The organism is Shewanella sp. Isolate13 (genome assembly GCF_022398325.1).
In the GTDB taxonomy this organism is placed as follows: Bacteria; Pseudomonadota; Gammaproteobacteria; order Enterobacterales; family Shewanellaceae; genus Shewanella.
Map to the genome: position 1 here is coordinate 25,369 of NZ_JAKEVD010000010.1, position 21,264 is coordinate 46,632.

21 protein-coding genes are annotated in these 21,264 nt (G+C 44.5%); 18 read left to right on the forward strand and 3 right to left on the reverse strand.

The genetic code is table 11. The annotated features are described in order from the left end of the window. Nucleotides 1-211 precede the first annotated feature (211 nt). The 3 genes from L1D44_RS08695 to oxyR all read left to right on the forward strand — a co-directional run bounded on the left by L1D44_RS08695 (nucleotide 212) and on the right by oxyR (nucleotide 2,829). The gene (locus L1D44_RS08695) at nucleotides 212-1,117 is read left to right on the forward strand and encodes a TIGR01212 family radical SAM protein (RefSeq protein WP_239890073.1); all 906 of its coding nucleotides are present in this window, start codon (nucleotides 212-214) and stop codon (nucleotides 1,115-1,117) included. A gap of 226 nt (nucleotides 1,118-1,343) precedes the next feature. Continuing rightward, on the forward strand, nucleotides 1,344-1,709 hold the full coding sequence (locus tag L1D44_RS08700; RefSeq protein ID WP_239889765.1) for an Hpt domain-containing protein: 366 nt from the start codon (nucleotides 1,344-1,346) through the stop codon (nucleotides 1,707-1,709). A 205-nt stretch (nucleotides 1,710-1,914) separates the two neighbouring features. Beyond that, complete coding sequence (gene oxyR, locus L1D44_RS08705) at nucleotides 1,915-2,829, forward strand: hydrogen peroxide-inducible genes transcriptional activator OxyR (protein WP_239889766.1); 915 nt, start codon at nucleotides 1,915-1,917, stop codon at nucleotides 2,827-2,829. 68 nt (nucleotides 2,830-2,897) lie between these two features. On the opposite strand, the gene L1D44_RS08710 is transcribed toward oxyR, so the two are convergent. Continuing rightward, nucleotides 2,898-3,971 (reverse strand): adenylate/guanylate cyclase domain-containing protein, encoded by a 1,074-nt coding sequence (locus L1D44_RS08710; protein WP_239889767.1) that lies wholly within the window; start codon nucleotides 3,969-3,971, stop codon nucleotides 2,898-2,900. Between the two features lie 124 nt (nucleotides 3,972-4,095). Further along, nucleotides 4,096-4,767, reverse strand: coding sequence for a DNA mismatch repair endonuclease MutH (gene mutH, locus L1D44_RS08715; protein ID WP_239889768.1), 672 nt, complete (start codon nucleotides 4,765-4,767; stop codon nucleotides 4,096-4,098). Between the two features lie 691 nt (nucleotides 4,768-5,458). Between mutH and rppH the strand changes: the two genes are divergently transcribed. The 9 genes from rppH to L1D44_RS08760 all read left to right on the forward strand — a co-directional run bounded on the left by rppH (nucleotide 5,459) and on the right by L1D44_RS08760 (nucleotide 13,815). Next, nucleotides 5,459-5,980 (forward strand): RNA pyrophosphohydrolase, encoded by a 522-nt coding sequence (gene rppH, locus L1D44_RS08720; protein WP_220768106.1) that lies wholly within the window; start codon nucleotides 5,459-5,461, stop codon nucleotides 5,978-5,980. 18 nt (nucleotides 5,981-5,998) lie between these two features. After that, complete coding sequence (gene ptsP, locus L1D44_RS08725; protein ID WP_239889769.1) at nucleotides 5,999-8,233, forward strand: phosphoenolpyruvate--protein phosphotransferase; 2,235 nt, start codon at nucleotides 5,999-6,001, stop codon at nucleotides 8,231-8,233. A 74-nt stretch (nucleotides 8,234-8,307) separates the two neighbouring features. Further along, nucleotides 8,308-9,108, forward strand: coding sequence for a sulfite exporter TauE/SafE family protein (locus tag L1D44_RS08730; protein ID WP_239889770.1), 801 nt, complete (start codon nucleotides 8,308-8,310; stop codon nucleotides 9,106-9,108). Between the two features lie 84 nt (nucleotides 9,109-9,192). Then, complete coding sequence (locus L1D44_RS08735; RefSeq protein WP_239889771.1) at nucleotides 9,193-10,044, forward strand: thymidylate synthase; 852 nt, start codon at nucleotides 9,193-9,195, stop codon at nucleotides 10,042-10,044. Nucleotides 10,045-10,485: 441 nt separating this feature from the next. Further along, on the forward strand, nucleotides 10,486-11,661 hold the full coding sequence (gene nhaA, locus L1D44_RS08740) for a Na+/H+ antiporter NhaA (protein WP_239889772.1): 1,176 nt from the start codon (nucleotides 10,486-10,488) through the stop codon (nucleotides 11,659-11,661). Further along, entirely contained in the window at nucleotides 11,658-12,041 is a 384-nt protein-coding gene (locus L1D44_RS08745; RefSeq protein WP_239889773.1) for a hypothetical protein, read from the forward strand. The genes nhaA and L1D44_RS08745 overlap by 4 nt, the downstream gene beginning before the upstream one ends. 68 nt (nucleotides 12,042-12,109) lie before the next feature. Further along, nucleotides 12,110-13,018, forward strand: a complete 909-nt coding sequence (gene nhaR, locus L1D44_RS08750; protein ID WP_239889774.1) for a transcriptional activator NhaR — start codon at nucleotides 12,110-12,112, stop codon at nucleotides 13,016-13,018. A 160-nt stretch (nucleotides 13,019-13,178) separates the two neighbouring features. Beyond that, nucleotides 13,179-13,418, forward strand: coding sequence for a succinate dehydrogenase assembly factor 2 (locus tag L1D44_RS08755; RefSeq protein ID WP_220768167.1), 240 nt, complete (start codon nucleotides 13,179-13,181; stop codon nucleotides 13,416-13,418). After that, complete coding sequence (locus L1D44_RS08760) at nucleotides 13,399-13,815, forward strand: protein YgfX (protein ID WP_239889775.1); 417 nt, start codon at nucleotides 13,399-13,401, stop codon at nucleotides 13,813-13,815. Before L1D44_RS08755 ends, L1D44_RS08760 begins: the two co-directional genes overlap by 20 nt. Nucleotides 13,816-13,823: 8 nt before the next feature. Here L1D44_RS08760 and nadB read toward each other — a convergent pair whose 3' ends face one another. Continuing rightward, nucleotides 13,824-15,434 carry an L-aspartate oxidase gene (gene nadB, locus L1D44_RS08765; RefSeq protein WP_220768098.1) on the reverse strand — a complete coding sequence of 537 codons (1,611 nt, stop codon included), beginning with the start codon at nucleotides 15,432-15,434 and terminating at the stop codon, nucleotides 13,824-13,826. A 220-nt stretch (nucleotides 15,435-15,654) separates the two neighbouring features. Between nadB and rpoE the strand changes: the two genes are divergently transcribed. The 6 genes from rpoE to lepB all read left to right on the forward strand — a co-directional run bounded on the left by rpoE (nucleotide 15,655) and on the right by lepB (nucleotide 21,264). Continuing rightward, complete coding sequence (rpoE, locus tag L1D44_RS08770) at nucleotides 15,655-16,233, forward strand: RNA polymerase sigma factor RpoE (protein ID WP_220768097.1); 579 nt, start codon at nucleotides 15,655-15,657, stop codon at nucleotides 16,231-16,233. Nucleotides 16,234-16,258: 25 nt separating this feature from the next. Beyond that, the gene (locus L1D44_RS08775) at nucleotides 16,259-16,864 is read left to right on the forward strand and encodes an anti sigma-E factor RseA C-terminal domain-containing protein (protein WP_239889776.1); all 606 of its coding nucleotides are present in this window, start codon (nucleotides 16,259-16,261) and stop codon (nucleotides 16,862-16,864) included. Nucleotides 16,865-16,876: 12 nt separating this feature from the next. Next, nucleotides 16,877-17,809, forward strand: a complete 933-nt coding sequence (locus tag L1D44_RS08780; protein ID WP_239889777.1) for a MucB/RseB C-terminal domain-containing protein — start codon at nucleotides 16,877-16,879, stop codon at nucleotides 17,807-17,809. Nucleotides 17,810-17,822: 13 nt separating this feature from the next. Beyond that, nucleotides 17,823-18,287, forward strand: a complete 465-nt coding sequence (locus tag L1D44_RS08785) for a SoxR reducing system RseC family protein (RefSeq protein WP_239889778.1) — start codon at nucleotides 17,823-17,825, stop codon at nucleotides 18,285-18,287. Nucleotides 18,288-18,416: 129 nt separating this feature from the next. Next, nucleotides 18,417-20,207 (forward strand): translation elongation factor 4, encoded by a 1,791-nt coding sequence (gene lepA / locus L1D44_RS08790; protein WP_220768093.1) that lies wholly within the window; start codon nucleotides 18,417-18,419, stop codon nucleotides 20,205-20,207. A 139-nt stretch (nucleotides 20,208-20,346) separates the two neighbouring features. Further along, nucleotides 20,347-21,264, forward strand: a complete 918-nt coding sequence (gene lepB / locus L1D44_RS08795; protein ID WP_239889779.1) for a signal peptidase I — start codon at nucleotides 20,347-20,349, stop codon at nucleotides 21,262-21,264.

A 21,264-nucleotide genomic window follows, 5' to 3' on the forward strand; every position in this document is an offset into this window, starting at 1 on the left:
TGTTTTCAGTAAAGTGATTTTTATTGCAGATACAGTGAAATGATAATCACTTTTGCTTGTGGGTATTTATGCACTAGTAACCGTAAGAGTTGGCTGCTCAATCTCGACTTATCTATCTGTGCGGTATTACGGTTATTTGAGCTAGCGCTAATTAATGTTTTTTAGAACTGGTTAAAATAGCGCAAATTTTTTGGCTTGGATGATAGTGCAGTTGGGACTGGATAGTTACGTTAATACCTTTGGTGGTGTGTGCAAACAAAAATATGGTGAGCGGATCCGTAAGCTGACAATTGATGCAAAGTTTACTTGTCCGAATCGTGATGGCACGCTGGGCAAGGGGGGGTGTACCTATTGTAACGTGGCATCATTTAGCCATGAGCATAAGACCGAGTTGTCTATCCAAGAGCAGCTAGCTCAAGGCCGAGAGCGCCTGTCATCAAAGTCTTCGAAGTACATCGCTTATTTTCAGGCTTATACCAGTACTTATGATGAGTACTTGGTCCTTAAGCAAAAATATGATGAGGCGATCCAAGATAGCGATATTGTTGGCCTATGTGTAGGTACTCGCCCTGATTGTGTTCCCGATGAGGTGCTTGAGCTGCTAGTGGGTTATCAAAATGACAGGGTAGATGTCTGGTTGGAATTAGGTTTGCAGTCGGCAAATGATGCAACGCTAAAGAAGATCAATCGCGGTCATGATTTCGCAGCTTATGAAGATACGGTTATCCGTGCCCGCAAGTTAGGCATAAAAGTCTGTACTCACTTAATCTTGGGGCTACCAGGTGAATCCCATGAGGATTACCTGCAAACGCTCGACAAGGTATTGAGCGTCGGCGTTGATGGCTTGAAGCTGCATCCGCTACATATCGTTGAAGGCAGCACCATGGCCAGAGCATGGCGCAATAATAAGATGAGTCTACTTGAGCTTGAAACTTATGCCTTTAGTGTAGGGGAGTTGATCCGCCGTACGCCTAAAGAGGTGATATTCCACCGAGTGACGGCTTACGCGAAAAAACCTATGTTGTTAGCGCCTGATTGGTGCGCATATCGCTGGAATGGATTAGTCGCGATTGTTGACGATCTTAAAGCAAAAGGCGGGCAGGGAGCTTACCTTTAAGCGTAAAATGCAACAGTGGAACCAATAGTTGAGTAAAAAACATTCACGACTAGCTAGTGAATCGTGAGGCTTATAGTGAGTTTGTGTAACTCACTGTTATTAAAAAGTTAAATTAACGGTAATTTTACTATCATCTATTACTAGCTATTGCGCCCGTGATTATAGCGGGTATTATGTGGTAAAATTGATTTTTTGTATAAACGACAATATTTTGAGAGGTGCCTAAATGGCAGCAGCTGAGCTAGATTCAATCCTAGATCTTAATACACTGGAGCAATACTGCAGTGCAATTGGTGCAGGTACGCTACTTAAAAGCGTCGTTTTGTTTGAACAACTTATGCCTGAATACGTAGGCAATTTAGTCAGTGCGCAGCAAGCGAGTGATAAAGATACACTTTGCAGTGAAGCGCATAAATTTAAGGGCGCAGCGGGTTCTGTGGGCCTTAAACGTATTCAACAGTTTGCTCAGTTATTGCAGCACGGCGAAGAAGCGAGCTGGGAACAAGAGCATCAAACATGGCTAAATGAGATTGTTGAATATGCATCGAAAGATCTGCAGCAATTAAAAGAATATTTGGAGTCTAAGGTTTAATTAAACCGACTCCTGTATTCAATAGCGCAGCTTGGGCCTCCCACTGCGCTATTTTTTTATCTTGAATAGCGCTTCGGCAGCAGATTATCTTGTACATTTTTGATTCAGTTCACAAACCAACCAAGTTACTTCAAGGCTCACCTAGTTATTTATGGTAGAGTTAGATTGAGCTATTAGATAAATAATGTCACTGGTAATCTATTTTATGAAACATCTCCCCAGTTTAAAGAATCTGTTCTATTTAGTGAACTTGCACCAAGAGCAGAACTTCAATAGAGCCGCCAAAATCTGCCATGTTAGTCAGTCGACCTTGTCTAGCGGTATTCAAAATCTTGAAGAGCAGTTGGGGCATCAGTTAATTGAGCGTGATCACAAATCATTTATCTTCACTGCTATAGGTGAGGAGGTGGTAATGCGTTCACGCAAGTTATTGACCGATGTCGATGATCTTGTTGAGCTGGTAAAGCATCAGGGAGAGCCGATGACAGGGGAGATCCGTTTAGGTTGTATTCCAACGATAGCGCCATTCCTACTGAGTAATGTCGTTCAGCACTGTAAGCAGGTTTATCCAGAACTGACGCTATTTTTAAAGGAAGATACTACTGATAGGTTGATCGATGCACTGGGTAAAGGTGAGCTTGATCTACTGTTACTTGCACTGCCTGTGGATACCAGTGGCTTCCACAGCATGAAGGTGGGTATAGACCCATTTAAAATGGTGGTGCATAAAGACTTGACCGATGAGATCCATGAACCAATCGATTATCAAGATCTGCCTGATGAAAGTATTTTCCTACTACAAGCCGAGCACTGTATTACCGGTCATGCGATTACGGCATGTCAGTTAGGCGAAAGCGTTAAGATTAATCCGTTTGCTGCAACCAGCTTACATACCTTAGTACAGATGGTGAACTGTAAGCTAGGTACCACCTTCTTGCCTCAGATGGCGATTGATGCGGGCATTTTGAATAATACAGAGCTAACCACTATGGCTCCGCCGGGGGAAACCCCTTATCGCGATATAGGCTTAGTTTGGCGTCAAACGTCCAGTAGAATTCTCACCTTTAGGACACTGGGATTAGAGATCCAAACCTTATTAGATCAAGCTGACGATCTTTAGCGTTACAAGATAAAAAAAGCCGATATGATTATCGGCTTTTTTTTTTATCTGTACTTGGTCTTTAACTATTAACCATTTTTTGGGGTAACACCAAAAACTTCGATAGAGTGCTGTTTCCCCTTAAGCTTAATAGGACCTAAGCTGTTGAGGTTATACTGGGAGTCACTGTAGTCGAGCCTTGACTGTAAAGAGCCAGAGATCAGCATTCGCTGACCCAGTGGGTTACACTGATCTTGTAATCTCGCTAGTGTATTCAATACGTCGCTGAAGAAGCTAATCTCTTGCTTTTGCACGCCAACCACTGCCGCAACGACTTGTCCGCAATGGGCCGCAGCTTTGAATTTAGGGACAAAACCGTATTGCTCTTCGAAGTACTGTCTTTGCCAGCTAAGTTGTTGGCTAAACTCATGATAGATATTGAAGCAGCGATCTTCCTTAATACCATCTTTAAGTGGCCAATAGATTAAAACAGCATCGCCCATATAACGATAAATCTCAGCTTCGTTATTGGTGACAGTGTCAGAGAGTAGGCTAAAGCTGTCTTGAATAAGACGACTAAAACGATAATCACCAAGAGATTCGGCATGCGTGGTAGATGCTACCATATCGAGGTAAAGGAATAAGCGTTGCTCATACCTTGGTTTATGGTACTTACCTAACCCGATATTAAATAGCACTCTTGGGCCAACGAGTAGCGCCATCTGCTCGATAAAAGCAAGGCCAACACGCACCACAACCAAATAGACAATCAAAGCTTGGAATGATGGGCTATAGAGAATGTGCGCAGTTAGCATTTGGCGCAAGGTCGTCATGTGGTTCTCAATGGCCCACATGTTGAGGTATTGGGTGATATAAGCCAGAGTTGTGGCACCGAGCAATAAAAACAGCCCTTTGAATATCACTGAAAAAACATAAGGTAAGCGGTTAATTGCACTAAAGTCTGCAATTAGGTTCGACATCCAATGAAGGCTGCCAAAAATAAGACCCATGTAAATAGAAAGCGTGGCTAAATCAGCGGAACCAATGGCCCACTGTGGCAATTCAGGCGTTTGTGCGTATCTAAAAAATACGAAAGCCGCCATGGCTGCAGTCCATGCGAATATAGCAAAGGTTAATTTCTTCGCTTGTATACGTGCTTTCACTATTTAAGGGGATCCAAATGCTACATAAATTTAGGAGGCGCTAGTTTATAGAATAACCCCCTACTTTTACCAGCAGTATTTGTGATCTAAGTCAAATGAGTGTGAGTTTTGGCCAAAAAACGACTCAAAGTAACTGTGAAAGTATTCTCTGAGTAAATTGCGTCTTCAAATAGAAGCCTCTGGGATTGGTTTGGGTGAGTTCACCGTCTCGACCTATGCTATCGGTGAGCACCTGACTATTTGCCGCTTTGGGGCGAAGTTGCAACACTTCACCGTGACGAGCGGTCACTTTATCGACCTGTCCCATAGAGATAAACTCCATAATCTCTTCCCAGTCTTGCTTAAGTAACGCACTTTCTTCTGGTGATGGTTGCCATAAGATGGGCGAACCGATTTGACGTTGAGCTAACGGTATATTTCTGTCGCCTTGCACAGGGATCCACAGGACTTGTTGAAGTTTATGGCAAACAACACTTTCTTCCCAAGTCAGTCCTTGAATATTCGTTAGCGGAGCCGCCGTGACGTAGGTAGTTTCTAATACCTTGCCGAGACCACTTACCGGTATGGTTTTAAGCTCTATACCTAGGTGAGCAAAATCTTGCTCAGGTTTTGAGCCTGCTAATGCACCGAGTTCGAGTTCAATGAGCTGCCCAACCCAACCTTTATGTCGTTTTAGATCGTTAGGGATTTGGATTTCGTGGTAATTAGCGAGCTGTCCTAAGGTCAAACCCGCCATCGATTCAGCACGTAGCATTAACTCTTCGATGCTATTTGGAGAGTGGAGTGATTTCTTCATGGCGTAATTCTACCTAATTAAGGGCTTTTATCAAACTGGGACAAAAAATGAACAGCTATTCATTTTGTTGAGGATAACTTTAATTATCCTATCTAAGTTAATGAATTTATGAGCGATCTTTTATCGGCGTGCTAACTATTATCGATTCACTATACAGTTACACCAGTTCTTTCCCTCTTTTTCCAACATAGTTATCCACAGATTTGTTGGATAACTCCAACTTGGTCTTGGACTACTGCAATAAATGTGATCTGTCAACGCAATTTTTTCGCGGTTTTTGGCTTTTTTCTAACGAAAAACTATTGCACTTGTGAATAACACCTTTCGTTCATTTATCCTTTTTATGGTTTTAATTTTGCTGTTCAAATAGTGAACACTATCGTTGTTGTTCGGTCGGTATATTTTGATGTTGTGGTACAAGTATATGTTTTTTAGCTGTTTAATTGTTTTTTTGCAATGAGTTCTAAATTGGTTAATTTAGCTTAAAGCGACAAGTTATTAGGCTTTAACCGAGTTTCTAACAGAGATATCCACAGTTTCTGTGGATATCATGCCTTACCTGCCAGTAGTTCTGTTGATAAGGTTGTTGTTAATGGTAATTTATCCAAAGGATTGTACGTAACAGATATTTGCCGCCGGACACGCTTTGTGAAACAATCAAAAGATTAATAGTTAATAGTTCGGAGTCCATGTGATTGATAGTGACGGCTTTCGCGCGAATGTGGGCATCATTATCTGTAATCGCTTTGGGCAGGTTATGTGGGCAAGACGATTTGGCCAACATTCCTGGCAATTTCCTCAGGGTGGCGTTGACGACGGAGAGTCGGCAGAAGAAGCCATGTATCGTGAGTTATATGAAGAAGTAGGATTAAAGCCAGAACATGTGCAAATTCTAACATCGACGCGATCATGGTTACGCTATAGGCTACCTAAGCGGTTAATCAGACAAGATAGTAAACCCGTGTGTATAGGGCAAAAACAGAAGTGGTTTTTGCTACAATTGAAAAGTGCCGAAAATGCCATAGATCTCAACGCAAGTGGTCATCCAGAGTTTGATGATTGGCGTTGGGTGAGTTATTGGTATCCAGTAAGACAAGTCGTTTCTTTTAAAAGAGATGTTTACCGAAAAGTCATGAAAGAGTTCGCTTCGACTACGCTACCTTTACAGGTCAAAGAGTCGAATAACAGAAGACGAGGTATGCGTAGAGGCTAAATAGGGAGGTTTGCGTTAGTGCTCAAAACACTTAGAGATATCACACAAGCAGTTGCTTCAGCACGCGACCTTCAATACGCGTTGGAGTTGCTGGTTAAGCGAACCAAACAAGCCATGATGACTGAGTGTTGCTCTATCTATATTATAGAGGAGCAACAGCTTATTCTATCTGCGACAGATGGCTTAGACCCTTCAGCTGTTAATCGTGTCAAACTCCCCGTCACCCAAGGCCTGGTCGGGCTGGTAGCCCAAAGAGAAGAGGCTATTAACTTAGCCGATGCGGCTTCACATCCTAGATTTAAATTACTTCCCGAAGTCGCAGAAGAAGCCTATAGCGCTTTTCTTGCTGTGCCCATCGTCTACCAAAAATCTGTGATTGGCGTGATTGTGGTACAGCAGGTTCAAGCACGACAATTTAGTGAAGGCGAAGAAGCTTTTCTTATGACGCTTGCGGCGCAACTCGCCGTAGCGATTAAGGGGCTTACCCATAAGGTTAAGAGTGGGGATAGCCTGCAGCAGCGTTATTATACCGGCACCCAAGCATCAAAAGGGATTGCGATAGCAAAGGCGTTAGTGCTGGGCGGGCAGATTTCATTTGATTTAGTCGAGCAACAAACTCAATCCGCGGCAGGTGAAGAACTGCGTCTGCAAGAGGCTATGAGTCGCTGTAAAGATCTATTGGTTGGGTTGTCACAGCGTTTCGACAGAGAGAAAGATGAAGAAGCGGCGTCTATTTTTAACGCCTTGTTGCTACTGCTTGAGAAAGAAAGCTTAGGCGGCGAATACATAAAAGAAGTTAGAGCCGGTTGGTGCGCTGAAACAGCAGTTTGCCGCGTATCAAAACGCTATATCGAACATTTTGAGTCGATGAGCGATCTTTATCTGAAAGAGCGCGCTAGTGATATCAGAGATTTAGGGCAAAGAGTACTGAGGCAGTTAATCGAGCCCAACAAAATCTTTTTAGAACCTGAAACGCCGGTGATCCTGATTGCTCGAGAGGCGAGTACGACATTGCTGGCAGAGTTTCCTAGACAGAAGCTTGCTGGCATAGTGACCGAGTTTGGCGGCGCGAACTCTCATGCGTCTATTCTTGCTCGAGCCATGGGGGTGCCTGCGATAATTGGCGTTGATGGGATCTTAAGTGCCAATCTCGAGCAGTCCCTGCTTATCATTAACGCCAATCGTGGCCAAGTGATTATTGAGCCGTCCGCCATTGTGCTGTCAGAATACCAAAGCTTAATTGCCGCACAGGAAGAGCAGCAAAGGCAGTATGCTCAAGAGTTATCATTTAAAACGGTTACTCAAGATGGTAAGCGTATTTACCTCTACATAAACAGTGGTTTGCTTTCTAGCGTAGATTCTGAAACCGGCTCAGACTCAGACGGCATCGGGCTTTATCGCACAGAGATCCTGTTTATGATTAAACAGTGTTTCCCCGGTGAGATCGAGCAACTTGAAATTTATCGCAAGGTTTTAAAGGCGGCAGGCAATAAGCCTGTCGTGATGCGAACCTTAGATGTTGGCGGCGATAAGCCACTCGATTACTTTCCTATCATAGAAGATAACCCCTTCTTAGGATGGCGTGGTATTCGTTTATCACTGGATCATCCTGAACTGTTTTTGATCCAGTTGAGAGCGATGCTGCAAGCGGCGATTGGCTCGGAGCAGTTACATATACTCCTACCTATGGTCAGTAATCTCGAAGAGGTCGATTTAGCGCTTATCTATCTGGAGCAAGCTTGTCAGGAGTTAACCGCAGAACTTGGCAAAAAAATTACTATGCCTAAAGTGGGCATAATGCTTGAAGTCCCTGTGCTCCTATATCAGCTCGACGAAGTCGCGAAACGAGTGGATTTTGTCTCAGTTGGCTCCAACGATTTAACGCAATATCTGTTAGCGGTCGATCGTAACAACCCGAGTGTGAGTCCCTTATTTGATAGTTATCACCCTGGAGTGCTTAGAGCGCTTAAGTTTGCAGTAGAGCGATGTAACGAATATCAGTTACCGATTAGCGTCTGCGGCGAGCTTGCGGGGGAACCTATTGGTGCAATTTTGCTCATCGCTATGGGTTACGATCAGCTAAGTATGAACCAAGCCAGCTTGGCTCGAATCAATTACCTCTTACGACGTGTTTCCCAAACAGAGCTGAACCTGTTACTGGCGCAGGCGTTAAAGCTGAATAGTGGCGAAGAAGTGAGGTTGCTCGTGGGTCAATACTGTGAGCAAAAGGGACTCGCGTCAGTATTAAGTTAAAAGAGCTTATGCTCTATGAACTGCATCTTGATTGCTTTAAGCTTGATAAATAATAACAACTAAAGGTAGCGTTTGTGGAAAGCTGGCTATATATATTATGCATCTGTCTTATTCTAGGTGCGGGGATCGGTTTTATGGCTGGGCTCTTGGGCATCGGCGGCGGCCTGATAGCGGTTCCTGCGTTGCTACATATTCTTCCCCAAGCCGGTATTGCGTCAGATAGTTTACCCCATGTGGCAATTGCCACTTCTTTAGCTGCCATCATCCTTACCTCTCTTTCATCAGCTCGTGCTCATCATAAGCGAGAGAATATTCCTTGGCCGCTATTTAAGTCTATGTTGCCCGGTTTTGTGTTAGGTGCACTTTGCTCAGGGTTTATATCAGAGATGATAGCCGCTAAATCACTGCAGCAGATTTTTGCGCTATTCGTCATCTTAATGGCAGCGCAAATGGCTTTTCCATTTAAAGCCGAATCAAATAGATCTATGCCTGGGCCAATGAGTTTATTTTTTGCCGCGACATGCATTGCGGTTATCGCGGCGTTGATGGGGATCGGTGGTGGAGTGCTCTTGGTTCCGTTTTTAACTTGGTGCGGCCTACAGATGCGTTTTGCTGTGGGTTTTTCTGCGGCCACAGGGTTACTCATCGCTCTGTTTGGTAGTATTGGTTACACCTTGGCTGGTTGGAACGCCCCAAGCTTACCCGATTGGACTCTAGGCTACATCTATCTGCCAGCACTTATTGGCATCGTATCGACATCGATGTTGATGGCACCTGTGGGGGCTAGGGCAGCTACAACATTGCCCACTGCAAAGTTAAAGAAGCTATTTGCGGTATTCCTTGCCCTTGTTGGTTTGAAACTTGTTTTAGCATAATGTTCTACCGAGCAATTATTGGTAGTATTTCCGCGTTTAGCGCTGAGAGTAAGCTCAGCAACTCTTTTTTAAAGGTAGATAATCATGAAACAGTATTTAGATCTTTGTCAGCGCATTATTGATGAAGGAACATGGGTTGAGAATAGCCGCACCGGTAAACGTTGTCTTACCGTGATTAATGCTGATCTAGTCTATCATGTCGATAAAAATGAGTTTCCCCTTATCACCACCCGTAAGAGTTTTTATAAAGCGGCTATCGCTGAATTATTAGGTTATATCCGAGGTTATGATAACGCTGCCGATTTTAGAAAGATTGGCTGCAATACATGGAATGCCAACGCTAATGATAACCAAGCCTGGTTAAACAACCCTCACCGTAAGGGGGTTGATGATATGGGCCGTGTATACGGTGTTCAAGGCCGTGGCTGGAGTAAGCCTGATGGTGGTAGCATCGATCAGTTGCGTAAAATTGTAGATGACTTATCTAAAGGGGTTGACGACAGAGGCGAGATCTTGAGCTTCTATAACCCAGGTGAGTTTCATATGGGGTGCTTAAGGCCGTGTATGCATACCCATAACTTCTCTTTAGTAGGTGATACCTTGCACTTAACCAGCTTCCAGCGCTCGTGTGATGTCCCACTAGGGCTGAACTTCAATCAGGTTCAGGTATTTACGCTTTTGGCTTTAATGGCACAAATTACAGGGCACAAAGCGGGAACTGCATTCCACAAAATTGTTAACGCCCATATCTATGAAGATCAATTGGAGTTGATGCGAGATGTGCAGCTCAAGCGTGAACCATTTGCTTCGCCAAAGTTAGTGATTAACCCAGATATCAAGTCATTAGAAGATCTTGAGACTTGGGTGACAATGGAAGATTTTGAAGTGACTGGTTATGAGTATCACGATGCCATCAGTTATCCATTTTCTGTGTAATATCCCTTCATGATATAAAAGAAACCTTTAATGCTAAAACTCGCCTCTTAGGCGTGTTTTAGCAGCCGTGCTATTTTCATCACTTAGTTACAAACCTTGCTCTTATCTTCTAATTGAACTCTCACTCGGTTACAAAATGAACAACTACTCGTTATTTTCGAGTCGGGTAAATTATTAATTTTTGATGGTTAAATGCTTGTGCTGAGTTGTTATCTAATATAGATATCTTGTTTTAGTAACTTAAAAAGTGTGATCTATAACGCTTTATTGTTATTACCACCTTATAAAACGTGATTATTCTTCTCATGTTTGATATTTACTTTCCTTATGACTAGACTTAATACTTCGGATATCCCGATGTTTATGGCTGATGCAAACGATTATTCAGGTTTATCGTATTCGGCTACACTCGCGGTATTGAGATTTTATGGAGCGTAAAAAATGGAACGGGCAATTAGGAATTTTCTAAGCCAGGAATCGGCAGGCGGCATCTTATTGATGATTTCCGTCGTGCTTGCAATGTTATTAGCAAACTCACCGTTATCGGGTATGTACCAAGGCTTTCTGGAAACAGAAATGCAAGTGCGTGTTGGTAGCCTAGATATCGATAAGACACTTATTCACTGGATCAACGATGGCTTGATGGCAATTTTCTTCATGCTTATCGGCTTGGAAGTAAAAAGAGAGTTGCTCGAAGGTGCATTATCTAGCCGTGCTCAGGCATCTTTGCCTACATTTGCGGCGATCGGTGGTATGGTTTTCCCTGCCGCTGTATACCTGATTTTTAACTATTCAGATCCACTTACTCAGGTGGGCTGGGCCATTCCTGCTGCGACAGATATCGCGTTCGCTTTAGGTATCATGGCGTTACTCGGAAGCCGTGTGCCGGTCGCGTTAAAAGTGTTCTTGTTAGCATTGGCTATTATCGATGACCTTGGGGTAGTTGTTATCATTGCACTGTTCTACAGTAGCGATCTATCGACAGTTAGTTTAGTCGTAGCTGCGATTGCTATTTTGGGATTGGTAGGTTTGAACCGTAAAGGCGTAACAGCGCTTGGTCCCTATGGTGTTGTCGGCCTTATCCTCTGGATAGCTGTGCTTAAATCTGGTGTGCATGCGACATTAGCTGGCGTTATTATCGCATTCTGTATTCCGCTTAGAGCAAAAGATGGCTCGTCTCCATCTGAGAGTCTAGAACATAGTCTACACCCATGGAGTACTTTCATTATTTTGCCAATCTTCGCTTTCGCTAATGCCGGCGTTGATTTGAGTGGCATGAGCTTGAGTTCACTGCTATCGCCAGTGCCACTAGGTATTGCACTGGGCTTATTAGTGGGTAAGCCGCTTGGTATCATGTTATTCAGTTTTGTTGCCGTGAAACTTAAGTTGGCCGTTTTACCAGAAGGCATGGGCTGGAGGCACATTACACCTGTTGCCGTGATGTGTGGTATCGGCTTCACTATGTCAATGTTTATCTCTTCGCTTGCCTTTATAGGTGAGGGACAGATCTACGGTGATTATGCAAGATTAGGGATTTTGTTGGGGTCAATAGCATCAGCAACGATAGGTTACTTCTGGTTGTCGAAGGTGTTACCTGAGAAAGGAGAGAAAGCATGAGATTAGGATTGTTTGCATTAGTTATTGGTCTTGGCTTTAGTTCAGTAGCAACAGCTACACAGGTTGAGAGCTGCAACCAAAATATCGATAGTGTCGTATGCAAGAACTATCTAGAAGGTGTTGTTGACGGAGCCTTAATGTACAAAGGGGCTGCAGTAGGTCAACGATTAGAGACTGATGGTTATGAGTCTCGCGCACTTAAATACCGTGGGGGTAAACGTTTTCAAGAAGCTAACCGAGCATTTTGTCAGGATCGAATCCCAGATCGCGATTCGCTCGTTTCAGGATTAGCAGAGTCGTTCTCAGCCGGAGAGATTAAAACTACTGATGATTTAACTGCAGTAATGTTTGATTTAATGGACTGTCAGCGTCTTAAGTAAACTTAAAAAGCTAACGAGGCAACTGAATAAGTTGCCTCGTTTTTATTTACTACAACGGTGATCCACCTATGGCAAATCTAAACTATAACCATCTTTACTATTTTTGGATGATCCAGAAGAAGGGGAGCGTAGCAAAAGCCGCCGAGGCGTTATGCTTAACCCCACAAACTGTCACCGGTCAAATTCGCGTACTCGAAGCCAGCCTTAAGGGCAGCTTATTTAAACGAGTAGGACGCTCGCTAGAGCCTACCGAGCTTGGAGAGTTAGTTTTTCGCTATGCCGACAAGATGTTCAGCCTTAGCTATGAAATGCTCGACTTACTCAACTATCAAAAAGATGAAAATATCTTGTTTGAAGTGGGGATTGCCGCTGCGCTATCTAAGGCGCTGAGCAGCCGAGTATTGCTCTCTGTACTACCAAGCGATGGCTCGATGCATTTAGCCTGCTATGAAGCGACACATGAAGAGTTAATGACGCGACTACGTGAGCATAAACTGGATATGATCCTCTCAGATTGTGCCGGTGAGAGTCTTAAATACCCCGAAATTCTTTCTAAGCAACTTGGTGAGTCTGGTGTGGCTTTTTTCTCTGCCGAGACTTACTCCAAACCTTTTCCACAATGTTTAGAGCAGGGCAAGCTGCTTATTCCTGGAAGACGAACCTCACTGGGGCAGCAATTAGTGCGCTGGTTCGATGAAAAAGCTCTGAATGTGAGCATTCTGGGGGAGTTTGACGATGCAGCGATGATGAAGTCTTTTGGTTTTTTCAAGCAGGGGATCTTTGTTGCTCCTTCGATTTACAAGCAAGATATTTTAGCCCATGGCATGACCTTACTAGGTGAAACCTCAGAAATTAAAGAGGTATATCATGTGATGTTTGCCGAGCGAATGATCCAGCACCCGGCGGTTAAGAGCCTATTAGAAACTGATTTTACTGAGTTGTTCGCAGGCAACGACTTAAAAGTGCAGCAGTTGTGACACCTTCTTGATGAGGCAATCGTTGCAACCTACTCGAGTTTGTTATCGATAATAGCGTGTAGCAATTATCGACACTAAGGCTTGGCAGCTGGTACACTTAGCCGCAATATAATGATAACAGTTTGGAGTTTGTACCTTGTCTGAATCAACCCAAGAACCGATGAAAATATCGAGAGTTAAATGGGCTTGTCGTAGAGGCATGCTTGAGCTTGATGTGCTATTTCAACCTTTTGTTGAGGCGCATTATGAGGCGATGTCGGTAGAAGATAAGAGCGTATTTGTTAAGCTTCTCGAATGTGAAGACCCTGAACTATTTGCTTGGTTTATGGGACATGAAGTCTGCCCAAACCCTGCTTTTGCCGAAATGATTATCAAGGTTCGTGGACGTCCAGCAGCATAGTTTTGATGTTCGCTCTTCAAACGGTCAGCGACTCTCTCTGGCCGTTATTGCTGTTACTTGCTTAAGTTCCTTTCTTATTTGGCCCTACGCTGAAAATACTTTTTATATCTGGATAAAGTACCTCGTTTTTGCGGCTTGCTGTGGCTTTTTTATCTGGCAGTTCTATCGCTTAAGGTATTGGCGTTGCCAGTTTGTGCTTAAAGCTGACGGTGGAGGTAAGCTCGAGCACGGTATGGACTTTGTGCTAAGCGGAAAGCCAGTCATTACACCTTTTGCGGTGATGTTTGATATCGCCGTGATGGGGAAGAAAACGCGTCTGGTCCTGTGGGCGGATATGTTAGACGACACAAATTATCGGCATTTGTGTCGTCTACTTCAGTTAGCTTATCTGCGCTAGCTGCATATCTAGTCGGGCTGCAAAATAGTTGGCTTTGGCGATTCATCCTTATTGGGGTGATCGATATTATAGTGTAGGCCTCGACTCTCCTTGCGCTCCATGGCACAGCGAATAATCAGCTCGGCAACTTGCACTAAATTGCGCAGTTCAAGCAGATTATTACTGACCTTAAAGTTGCTGTAATACTCTTGAATTTCCTGCTGCAACATTACGCAGCGACGCAGCGCACGTTCAAGGCGTTTATCCGAGCGGACTATGCCTACGTAATCCCACATGAAGAGGCGAAGCTCATGCCAGTTATGGGCGATGACAACCTCTTCGTCAGAGTTAGACACTTGGCTCTCGTCCCAAGCGGGGAGTGAGCTTGGCATAGGGATTTTACCCAGTTGGCTTTCAATGTCTTCCGCCGCCGCACGAGCAAATACTAGGCATTCAAGCAATGAGTTACTGGCTAATCGATTGGCTCCGTGCAGGCCTGTATAAGCCACTTCACCAATGGCGTATAAACCGTTGAGATCGGTTTGGCCATGCAGATCCGTCATGACACCACCGCAGGTATAATGCGCCGCAGGTACCACAGGGATTGGTTCCTTGGTGATATCGATACCAAGTTCTAGGCAGCGCTTATAGATAGTCGGAAAATGTTTGATGATAAAGTCTGCCGGCTTATGGGTGATATCCAAATACACACAGTCAGAGCCTAAACGCTTCATCTCATAGTCAATGGCGCGAGCAACGATATCGCGCGGTGCAAGTTCGGCACGCTCATCAAAATCTGGCATAAAGCGTGAGCCATCGGGGCGACGTAAATAAGCCCCTTCACCACGAAGCGCTTCGGTCAGCAGGAAATTTCTGGCATCGACATGATACAAGCAAGTTGGATGGAACTGATTAAATTCCATATTGGCGACACGGCATCCAGAGCGCCACGCCATAGCAATGCCGTCACCAGATGCGATATCAGGATTAGAGGTATATTGATAAACCTTAGAGCTGCCGCCAGTTGCTAGCGCGACGAAACGCGCCTTAACCGTTTCAACTTGTTCTTCGTCTCTGTTCCAAACATAGGCTCCCTGAACACGGTTGCCCGGACGACTTAATTTACGAGTCGTAATGAGGTCGATAGCGTTGTAGCGCTCTAAGACTAGAATATTGGGGTGATTGCGAGCCTGATCCTGCAGGGTGACTTGCACCTCTTTGCCTGTTGCATCTGCGGCATGTAGAATGCGTCTGTGACTATGGCCGCCTTCACGAGTTAAGTGATAAGGCGCTTCCTTTTTACTGCCAGCGGGGACTTCTTCTTTATCGAAGGCTACGCCACAATTAATTAACCATTGCATAGCTGCTTTGGCATTTTCGGCAGTAAATTTGACCACGGGTTCGTCACAAAGCCCAGCTCCGGCAACTAATGTGTCGGCAACATGGGACTCGATCGTGTCCTCTTCATCGAAGACTGAGGCGATACCGCCCTGGGCATAATAGGTTGAGCCTTCGCTGAGTGGCCCTTTGGATAGCAAAATAACTTTTGATTTTTCAGCAAGATGCAAAGCTAAAGTGAGACCGGCAGCACCACTGCCGATAACCAAAACGTCAGATTGGTGTTCAACTACTTGTTTCATCAGGTATCATAGAGTTATTAGGGAGTCCGACTATGTTAAACCATGGCGTCGAATATGGATACTTTCATCGGTCGCATATAAAAAAATCAAAGCTTCCATAAAAGAAAATCACATCTTTGCAAATTTTTTTAGAACTTTTTTGAAACGCGCTAGTCTACATAAGTGAATATGATTCGAGCGGCTGAGAAATCAGTATTAGATTTAGGAGTAGTCGGCTCGGATGAGTGGACAAATAAGTGATCAACAATTAGTTGAGCGCGTACAGCGTGGAGACAAAAACGCTTTTAACCTTTTGGTACAGAAATATCAAAACAAGGTCGCGAATCTGGTATCTCGTTACGTACGAAATCAGGCCGACGTTGCTGATGTATCGCAGGAAGCTTTTATTAAAGCTTACCGCGCATTACCAAACTTTCGTGGTGAAAGTGCGTTTTATACTTGGTTGTACCGCATTGCAGTGAATACTGCGAAGAATCATCTGGTCGCTCAGGGGCGTCGCGCCCCAGCGAATGATGTCGATGCTGAAGAAGCTGAATATTATGATGGCAGTGATGCGCTAAAGGAGTTTGCCTCCCCTGAGCGTCTGGTTTTGTCAGATGAAATTCAAAAGGTAGTTTTTGATACCTTAGACACGTTGCCAGAAGAATTAAAGATGGCTATTTCTTTACGAGAGCTCGATGGTATGAGTTATGAAGAGATTGCCAATGTCATGGATTGCCCAGTGGGTACTGTAAGATCGCGGATCTTCAGAGCTCGAGAGGCAATCGATAAAAAGCTTAAGCCGTTGCTAGAACGTTAGCATCTTAGATAAAGATAGGTGAATAATGGATAAGTTAGGTCAGGAATGGGTATCTGCTGCTGTCGATGGTGAAATTGACGAGCACACGTTAGCTGAGTTAGTCGCTGACGCAGATTCACATGAACAGTGGCGTGATTATCATATGATTGGTGATGCGATGCGTGGTGAGTTACCAAAGACAATGTCTTTGGATCTTAGCGCAAGCATTATGGCAGCCATTGACGAAGAGCCTGCGATTGTGGCGCCTAAGCCTACCACCGTGGCTAAAGAGTCAAATAGTGCTGCAGCAGGTAAAGTTATTCCACTGTTCAAGCAATTTGGCCAATACGCCATTGCTGCGACTGTCGCTATGGTGGCTGTAGTCGGTGTACAGAACTATAACCAAGATAGCTTAGTGGATAACTCTCCACTGCCAGTACTCAATACGCGCCCATTAGTTGGTAGCGCTTCACCTGTGAGCTTGCAAACGGGGGCGGTACAACAAAATCAAAGTTATACCAATGATCAGATGGCTGACCAGCGTCGCCGTATCAATGCCTATATTCAAGATCATATGTTGCAACAAAGATTGAATAATGGAGTGAATATCGACGACAATAACGAGGTCGATACTACACCTGTTGCTCAATAATGAGGAGTTAGCTTGCGTCTAATCCTATTGGCTATTATAGCCATGAGTTTTCCCGCGATGGCGCGGGAAGACATGCCCGCCAAAGCTTGGCTAGAAAATATGAGCCAAGCCCTGCGAGAACAAGAATTTAAAATATCCCTTATCCAACTTCAGGCAGATCATATCCGGCCTCTGGTTTATATACACGGTAAAGTTAATGACGAAGAAGTGGCCTTTTTAGAGCATCTAAATGGACCGCCAAAAAACGCTGTGCGTGTGGGGAATACCGTTACTTTTATTGAGCATGATCAGCCTGCTTATAGCGTGCATTCTAATCGTATTCAGGGGGTTATTCCCGGTGCCTTTGCCGATGATATCTCTAAGTTAGAAGCGGGCTATCAGTTTGTTCTGGGAGGCCGCAGTCGAATTGCAGGTCGCCCTGGTCAACTTGTGCGCATTATTCCAACCGATGATAACCGCTATGGATATCAGGTTTGGATGGACATGGATACCTATCTGCCACTGCGTTTTGACATGATAAGTGGTGATAAACAGCTATTAGAGCAGCTGCTAGTGGTCGAATTGTTGGTGCTGGATGATGTTCCCGCAATTCTGAAAGAAGCCTATAAGCAGGAGTGGCCGCCAGTCTTGTCTCAATCTGATAGAGAGGGCGGTGAAGATTGGCAGTTTAGCTGGTTACCAGCGGGCTTCAAGGTATTGATTAAAGATCAACACAGGCTGATTGGCAGCAAAGAAGCGGTGGAATACATTGCCATAAGCGATGGTTTAGCCAATATTTCGGTTTACGTTGCTAAAGCGGGTGAAGCCCCGCTCCCAGAAGAGTTAGTCACTCGCAACGGCTTATCCCTTGCGACAGAGCGAGTTGGCAATGCCGAAGTTGTTGCTGTGGGTAAGGTTCCTGCTGAGACCTTGAGCCGTATCGCCAAGAGTATCATGTTACAGTAATGAAGGTTTTGTCATGATGGAAGAGGTCGCCAGAGTTGTTGCCAATAGCAACTCTGGTTGGGTCGTGGTAGAGGTCGAAATGAAGAGTGCCTGTAATCATTGCGAAAGTGGTGATACGTGTGGCACATCAGCCGTTTCTAAAGCTTTCTCATCTAAGGTTCAGCGTTTCTCTATTCAGAGTGATAGCCAGTTTGTTAAAGGCGAGCGACTAAAGTTAGGTTTGCCTGAGAGCGTGATTCTCAAAGCGGCCGCTTTAGTCTATATTTTGCCGCTTATCGGTTTATTTATCGGCGCCTTTTGCGGTAATCAAATTGCTGGCTTAGCCGATATCCACTCAGATCTGCTATCGATTCTTGGTGCGTTATCTGGGGCCTTAGCCTTTTGGGCTATGGGTAAGCGAGCGGCAAAGAGATTAGAAGAACAGGCACAGCCCGTCATAATCAAGTCTCTTGGCAAGCCTATAGAGATCGTTAATTAGCGATATCGAGACCCCAACTGTTAATTTTCCACTCTAATCGCACTATAAAAATTGGTATTAAAGCTGCAATCGGGTACAATTCTGCACTTTAAAATTTTTATCAACTTCGAGTTAAGTCATCCCAGCATAATGAAGCATATTAGAAACTTTTCGATTATTGCCCATATTGACCACGGCAAATCAACACTATCAGATCGCCTTATTCAAGAATGCGGTGGCTTAACCGATCGTGAAATGGCTGCGCAAGTTCTCGACTCAATGGATATTGAGCGTGAGCGTGGTATTACCATTAAAGCGCAAAGCGTAACCTTGGACTATTTAGCAAGTGATGGTGAAACTTACCAGCTAAACTTCATTGATACTCCAGGTCATGTTGACTTCTCCTATGAAGTATCGCGTTCACTAGCGGCATGTGAAGGGGCATTGTTGGTGGTTGATGCTGGTCAAGGTGTTGAAGCACAAACCTTAGCAAACTGTTACACGGCGCTAGAGATGGATATGGACGTTGTTCCTGTCTTGAACAAAATCGATCTACCACAGGCAGATCCAGATCGCGTAGCCGAAGAAATTGAAGATATCGTGGGTATCGAAGCGACTGATGCGGTTCGTTGTTCTGCTAAAACCGGTATTGGTATTAGAGACGTACTGGAAGTTATTGTAGACCAAATCCCGCCTCCAGAAGGTGATCCAGAGGCGCCGCTTCAGGCGCTAATCATCGACTCTTGGTTCGATAGCTACTTAGGCGTTGTGTCTTTAGTCCGTATTAAAAATGGCGTACTGAAGAAGGGCGACAAGTTTAAGGTGATGTCGACTGGCCAGACTCATAACGCAGACCGCGTAGGTATCTTTACTCCTAAGCAGACTGATACTGCCGAACTGAAAACTGGTGAAGTAGGCTTTGTTATCGCGGGTATTAAAGAGATTCATGGTGCACCAGTCGGTGATACCTTGACTCATGCTAAGCATGGTGCTGAAGCGCCATTGCCAGGTTTTAAGCGCGTTAAGCCGCAGGTTTATGCGGGTGTATTCCCAATCTCTACAGATGACTACGAAAACTTCCGTGACGCACTGAACAAGCTTAGCTTGAACGATGCATCACTATTTTTCGAACCAGAAACATCATCGGCACTGGGCTTTGGTTTCCGTATTGGCTTCTTGGGTCTGCTCCACATGGAGATTATTCAAGAGCGTTTAGAGCGTGAATATAACCTAGAGCTTATTACTACAGCTCCGACGGTAGTGTACGAAATCGTTAAGACCAATGGCGAGACCATTTATGTTGATAACCCGTCAGATTTGCCTGCGGTTAATAATATTGCTGAGATGCGCGAGCCGATAGTTGAGACCAATATTCTGGTACCAAAAGAGTATTTAGGTAACGTTATTACACTATGTGTTGAAAAGCGTGGCGTTCAGACCAACTTGGTTTACCACGGAAACCAAGTGGCGCTGACTTACGAGTTGCCAATGGCCGAAGTGGTAATGGACTTCTTCGATCGTTTGAAGTCAACCAGTCGCGGTTATGCGTCTCTTGAGTATAACTTTGTTCGCTTCGAACCAGCGGATATGGTGCGTTTAGACATCTTGATTAACGGCGACAGAGTTGACGCGTTAGCAATGATTATTCATAAAGGCTTGATCCGTACTAAGGGCCTAGCGCTTGTGAATAAGATGAAAGAGCTTATTCCAAGACAGATGTTCGATATTGCTGTTCAAGCTGCTGTTGGTAGCCAGATTATTGCTCGTTCGTCGATTAAAGCGATGCGTAAAGACGTAACCGCTAAGTGTTACGGTGGCGACGTTTCTCGTAAGAAGAAGCTGCTACAGAAGCAAAAAGAAGGTAAGAAACGCATGAAGCAAGTGGGTAACGTAGAGGTGCCGCAAGAGGCATTCTTAGCGGTACTTAAGCTTAATGATTAAGCGAGATCGTTAAGATTTGTTAATATATCGCTAGACTGTGCGCCGCAATTTGCGGCGCTTTCATTACTGGCGTATAACCATTACTGACCTTGGCGCTATCGCCATAAACCGATCATGTTTGGCAGGAGTTAATTTTATAATGGCAGCCTATTTTTCCCTAATTTTGGTGTTGGTTACCTTAGGCAGTGGCCTAATCTGGATGGCCGATGCTGTGTTTTTTGCGCCTAAGCGCCGTGAAAAGTTGGCAATGGCTCAAGCAGCACAAGCAGATTTAAGTGAAGAAAACGTTGATAAGATCATGCGTGAGTCGGCAATTGTCGAAACATCCAAGTCTATCTTCCCAGTTATCGCTTTTGTGTTGATCCTGCGTTCTTTTATTTACGAACCGTTTCAGATCCCATCAGGCTCTATGATGCCAACATTGCTTGTGGGGGACTTTATCCTTGTAGAGAAGTTTAGCTACGGCATTAAAGATCCTGTTTGGCGCACTACACTTAAAGAAACTGGCAAGCCTGAACGTGGCGACGTGGCAGTATTTAAATATCCGGTTAATCCGCAGATTGATTACATTAAACGCATTGTTGGCTTACCTGGCGACCGAATTATTTATCGCAATAAAGAGCTTTATATCCAACCAGCCTGTAAAGAGGGTCAAAGCCCTTGTCCAGAACTGAAGATGGTAGATAGAGCGCTAGTTAACCGCGGTGAGTTTTCTCAAAATGGTACGCCTTTGATCCGTTACAAAGAGCAACTAGGCGATGTGAGTCACGACATCTTAATCAATCCGACACGTCCAGATATGATTAGTCATTATTTCCGTCAGGATAATGTACCGCTTACTGAGTTCATTGTTCCTGAAGGCCAGTACTTCGCTATGGGTGATAACCGTGATAACAGTCAAGATAGCCGTTACTGGGGTTTTGTACCTGAAGAAGACCTAGTGGGTAAGGCTGTGGCAATTTGGATTAGCTTCGAATTTGACAGAACGCCTGCAGACTTTTTACCGACTTGGATCCCAACTGGGGTTCGCTTTAACCGTGTAGGCGGAATTAAGTAA

Bases quoted from the DNA above. Each gene is read 5' to 3' on its own strand.
- L1D44_RS08735 (WP_239889771.1), top strand. From the start codon at position 9,193: ATGAAACAGTATTTAGATCTTTGTCAGCGCATTATTGATGAAGGAACA.
- nhaA (WP_239889772.1), top strand. From the start codon at position 10,486: ATGGAACGGGCAATTAGGAATTTTCTAAGCCAGGAATCGGCAGGCGGC.
- rpoE (WP_220768097.1), top strand. From the start codon at position 15,655: ATGAGTGGACAAATAAGTGATCAACAATTAGTTGAGCGCGTACAGCGT.
- nhaR (WP_239889774.1), top strand. From the start codon at position 12,110: ATGGCAAATCTAAACTATAACCATCTTTACTATTTTTGGATGATCCAG.
- L1D44_RS08785 (WP_239889778.1), top strand. From the start codon at position 17,823: ATGATGGAAGAGGTCGCCAGAGTTGTTGCCAATAGCAACTCTGGTTGG.
- mutH (WP_239889768.1), bottom strand. From the start codon at position 4,767: ATGAAGAAATCACTCCACTCTCCAAATAGCATCGAAGAGTTAATGCTA.
- L1D44_RS08745 (WP_239889773.1), top strand. From the start codon at position 11,658: ATGAGATTAGGATTGTTTGCATTAGTTATTGGTCTTGGCTTTAGTTCA.
- L1D44_RS08700 (WP_239889765.1), top strand. From the start codon at position 1,344: ATGGCAGCAGCTGAGCTAGATTCAATCCTAGATCTTAATACACTGGAG.
- L1D44_RS08755 (WP_220768167.1), top strand. From the start codon at position 13,179: ATGAAAATATCGAGAGTTAAATGGGCTTGTCGTAGAGGCATGCTTGAG.
- oxyR (WP_239889766.1), top strand. From the start codon at position 1,915: ATGAAACATCTCCCCAGTTTAAAGAATCTGTTCTATTTAGTGAACTTG.
- nadB (WP_220768098.1), bottom strand. From the start codon at position 15,434: ATGAAACAAGTAGTTGAACACCAATCTGACGTTTTGGTTATCGGCAGT.
- L1D44_RS08775 (WP_239889776.1), top strand. From the start codon at position 16,259: ATGGATAAGTTAGGTCAGGAATGGGTATCTGCTGCTGTCGATGGTGAA.
- lepB (WP_239889779.1), top strand. From the start codon at position 20,347: ATGGCAGCCTATTTTTCCCTAATTTTGGTGTTGGTTACCTTAGGCAGT.
- lepA (WP_220768093.1), top strand. From the start codon at position 18,417: ATGAAGCATATTAGAAACTTTTCGATTATTGCCCATATTGACCACGGC.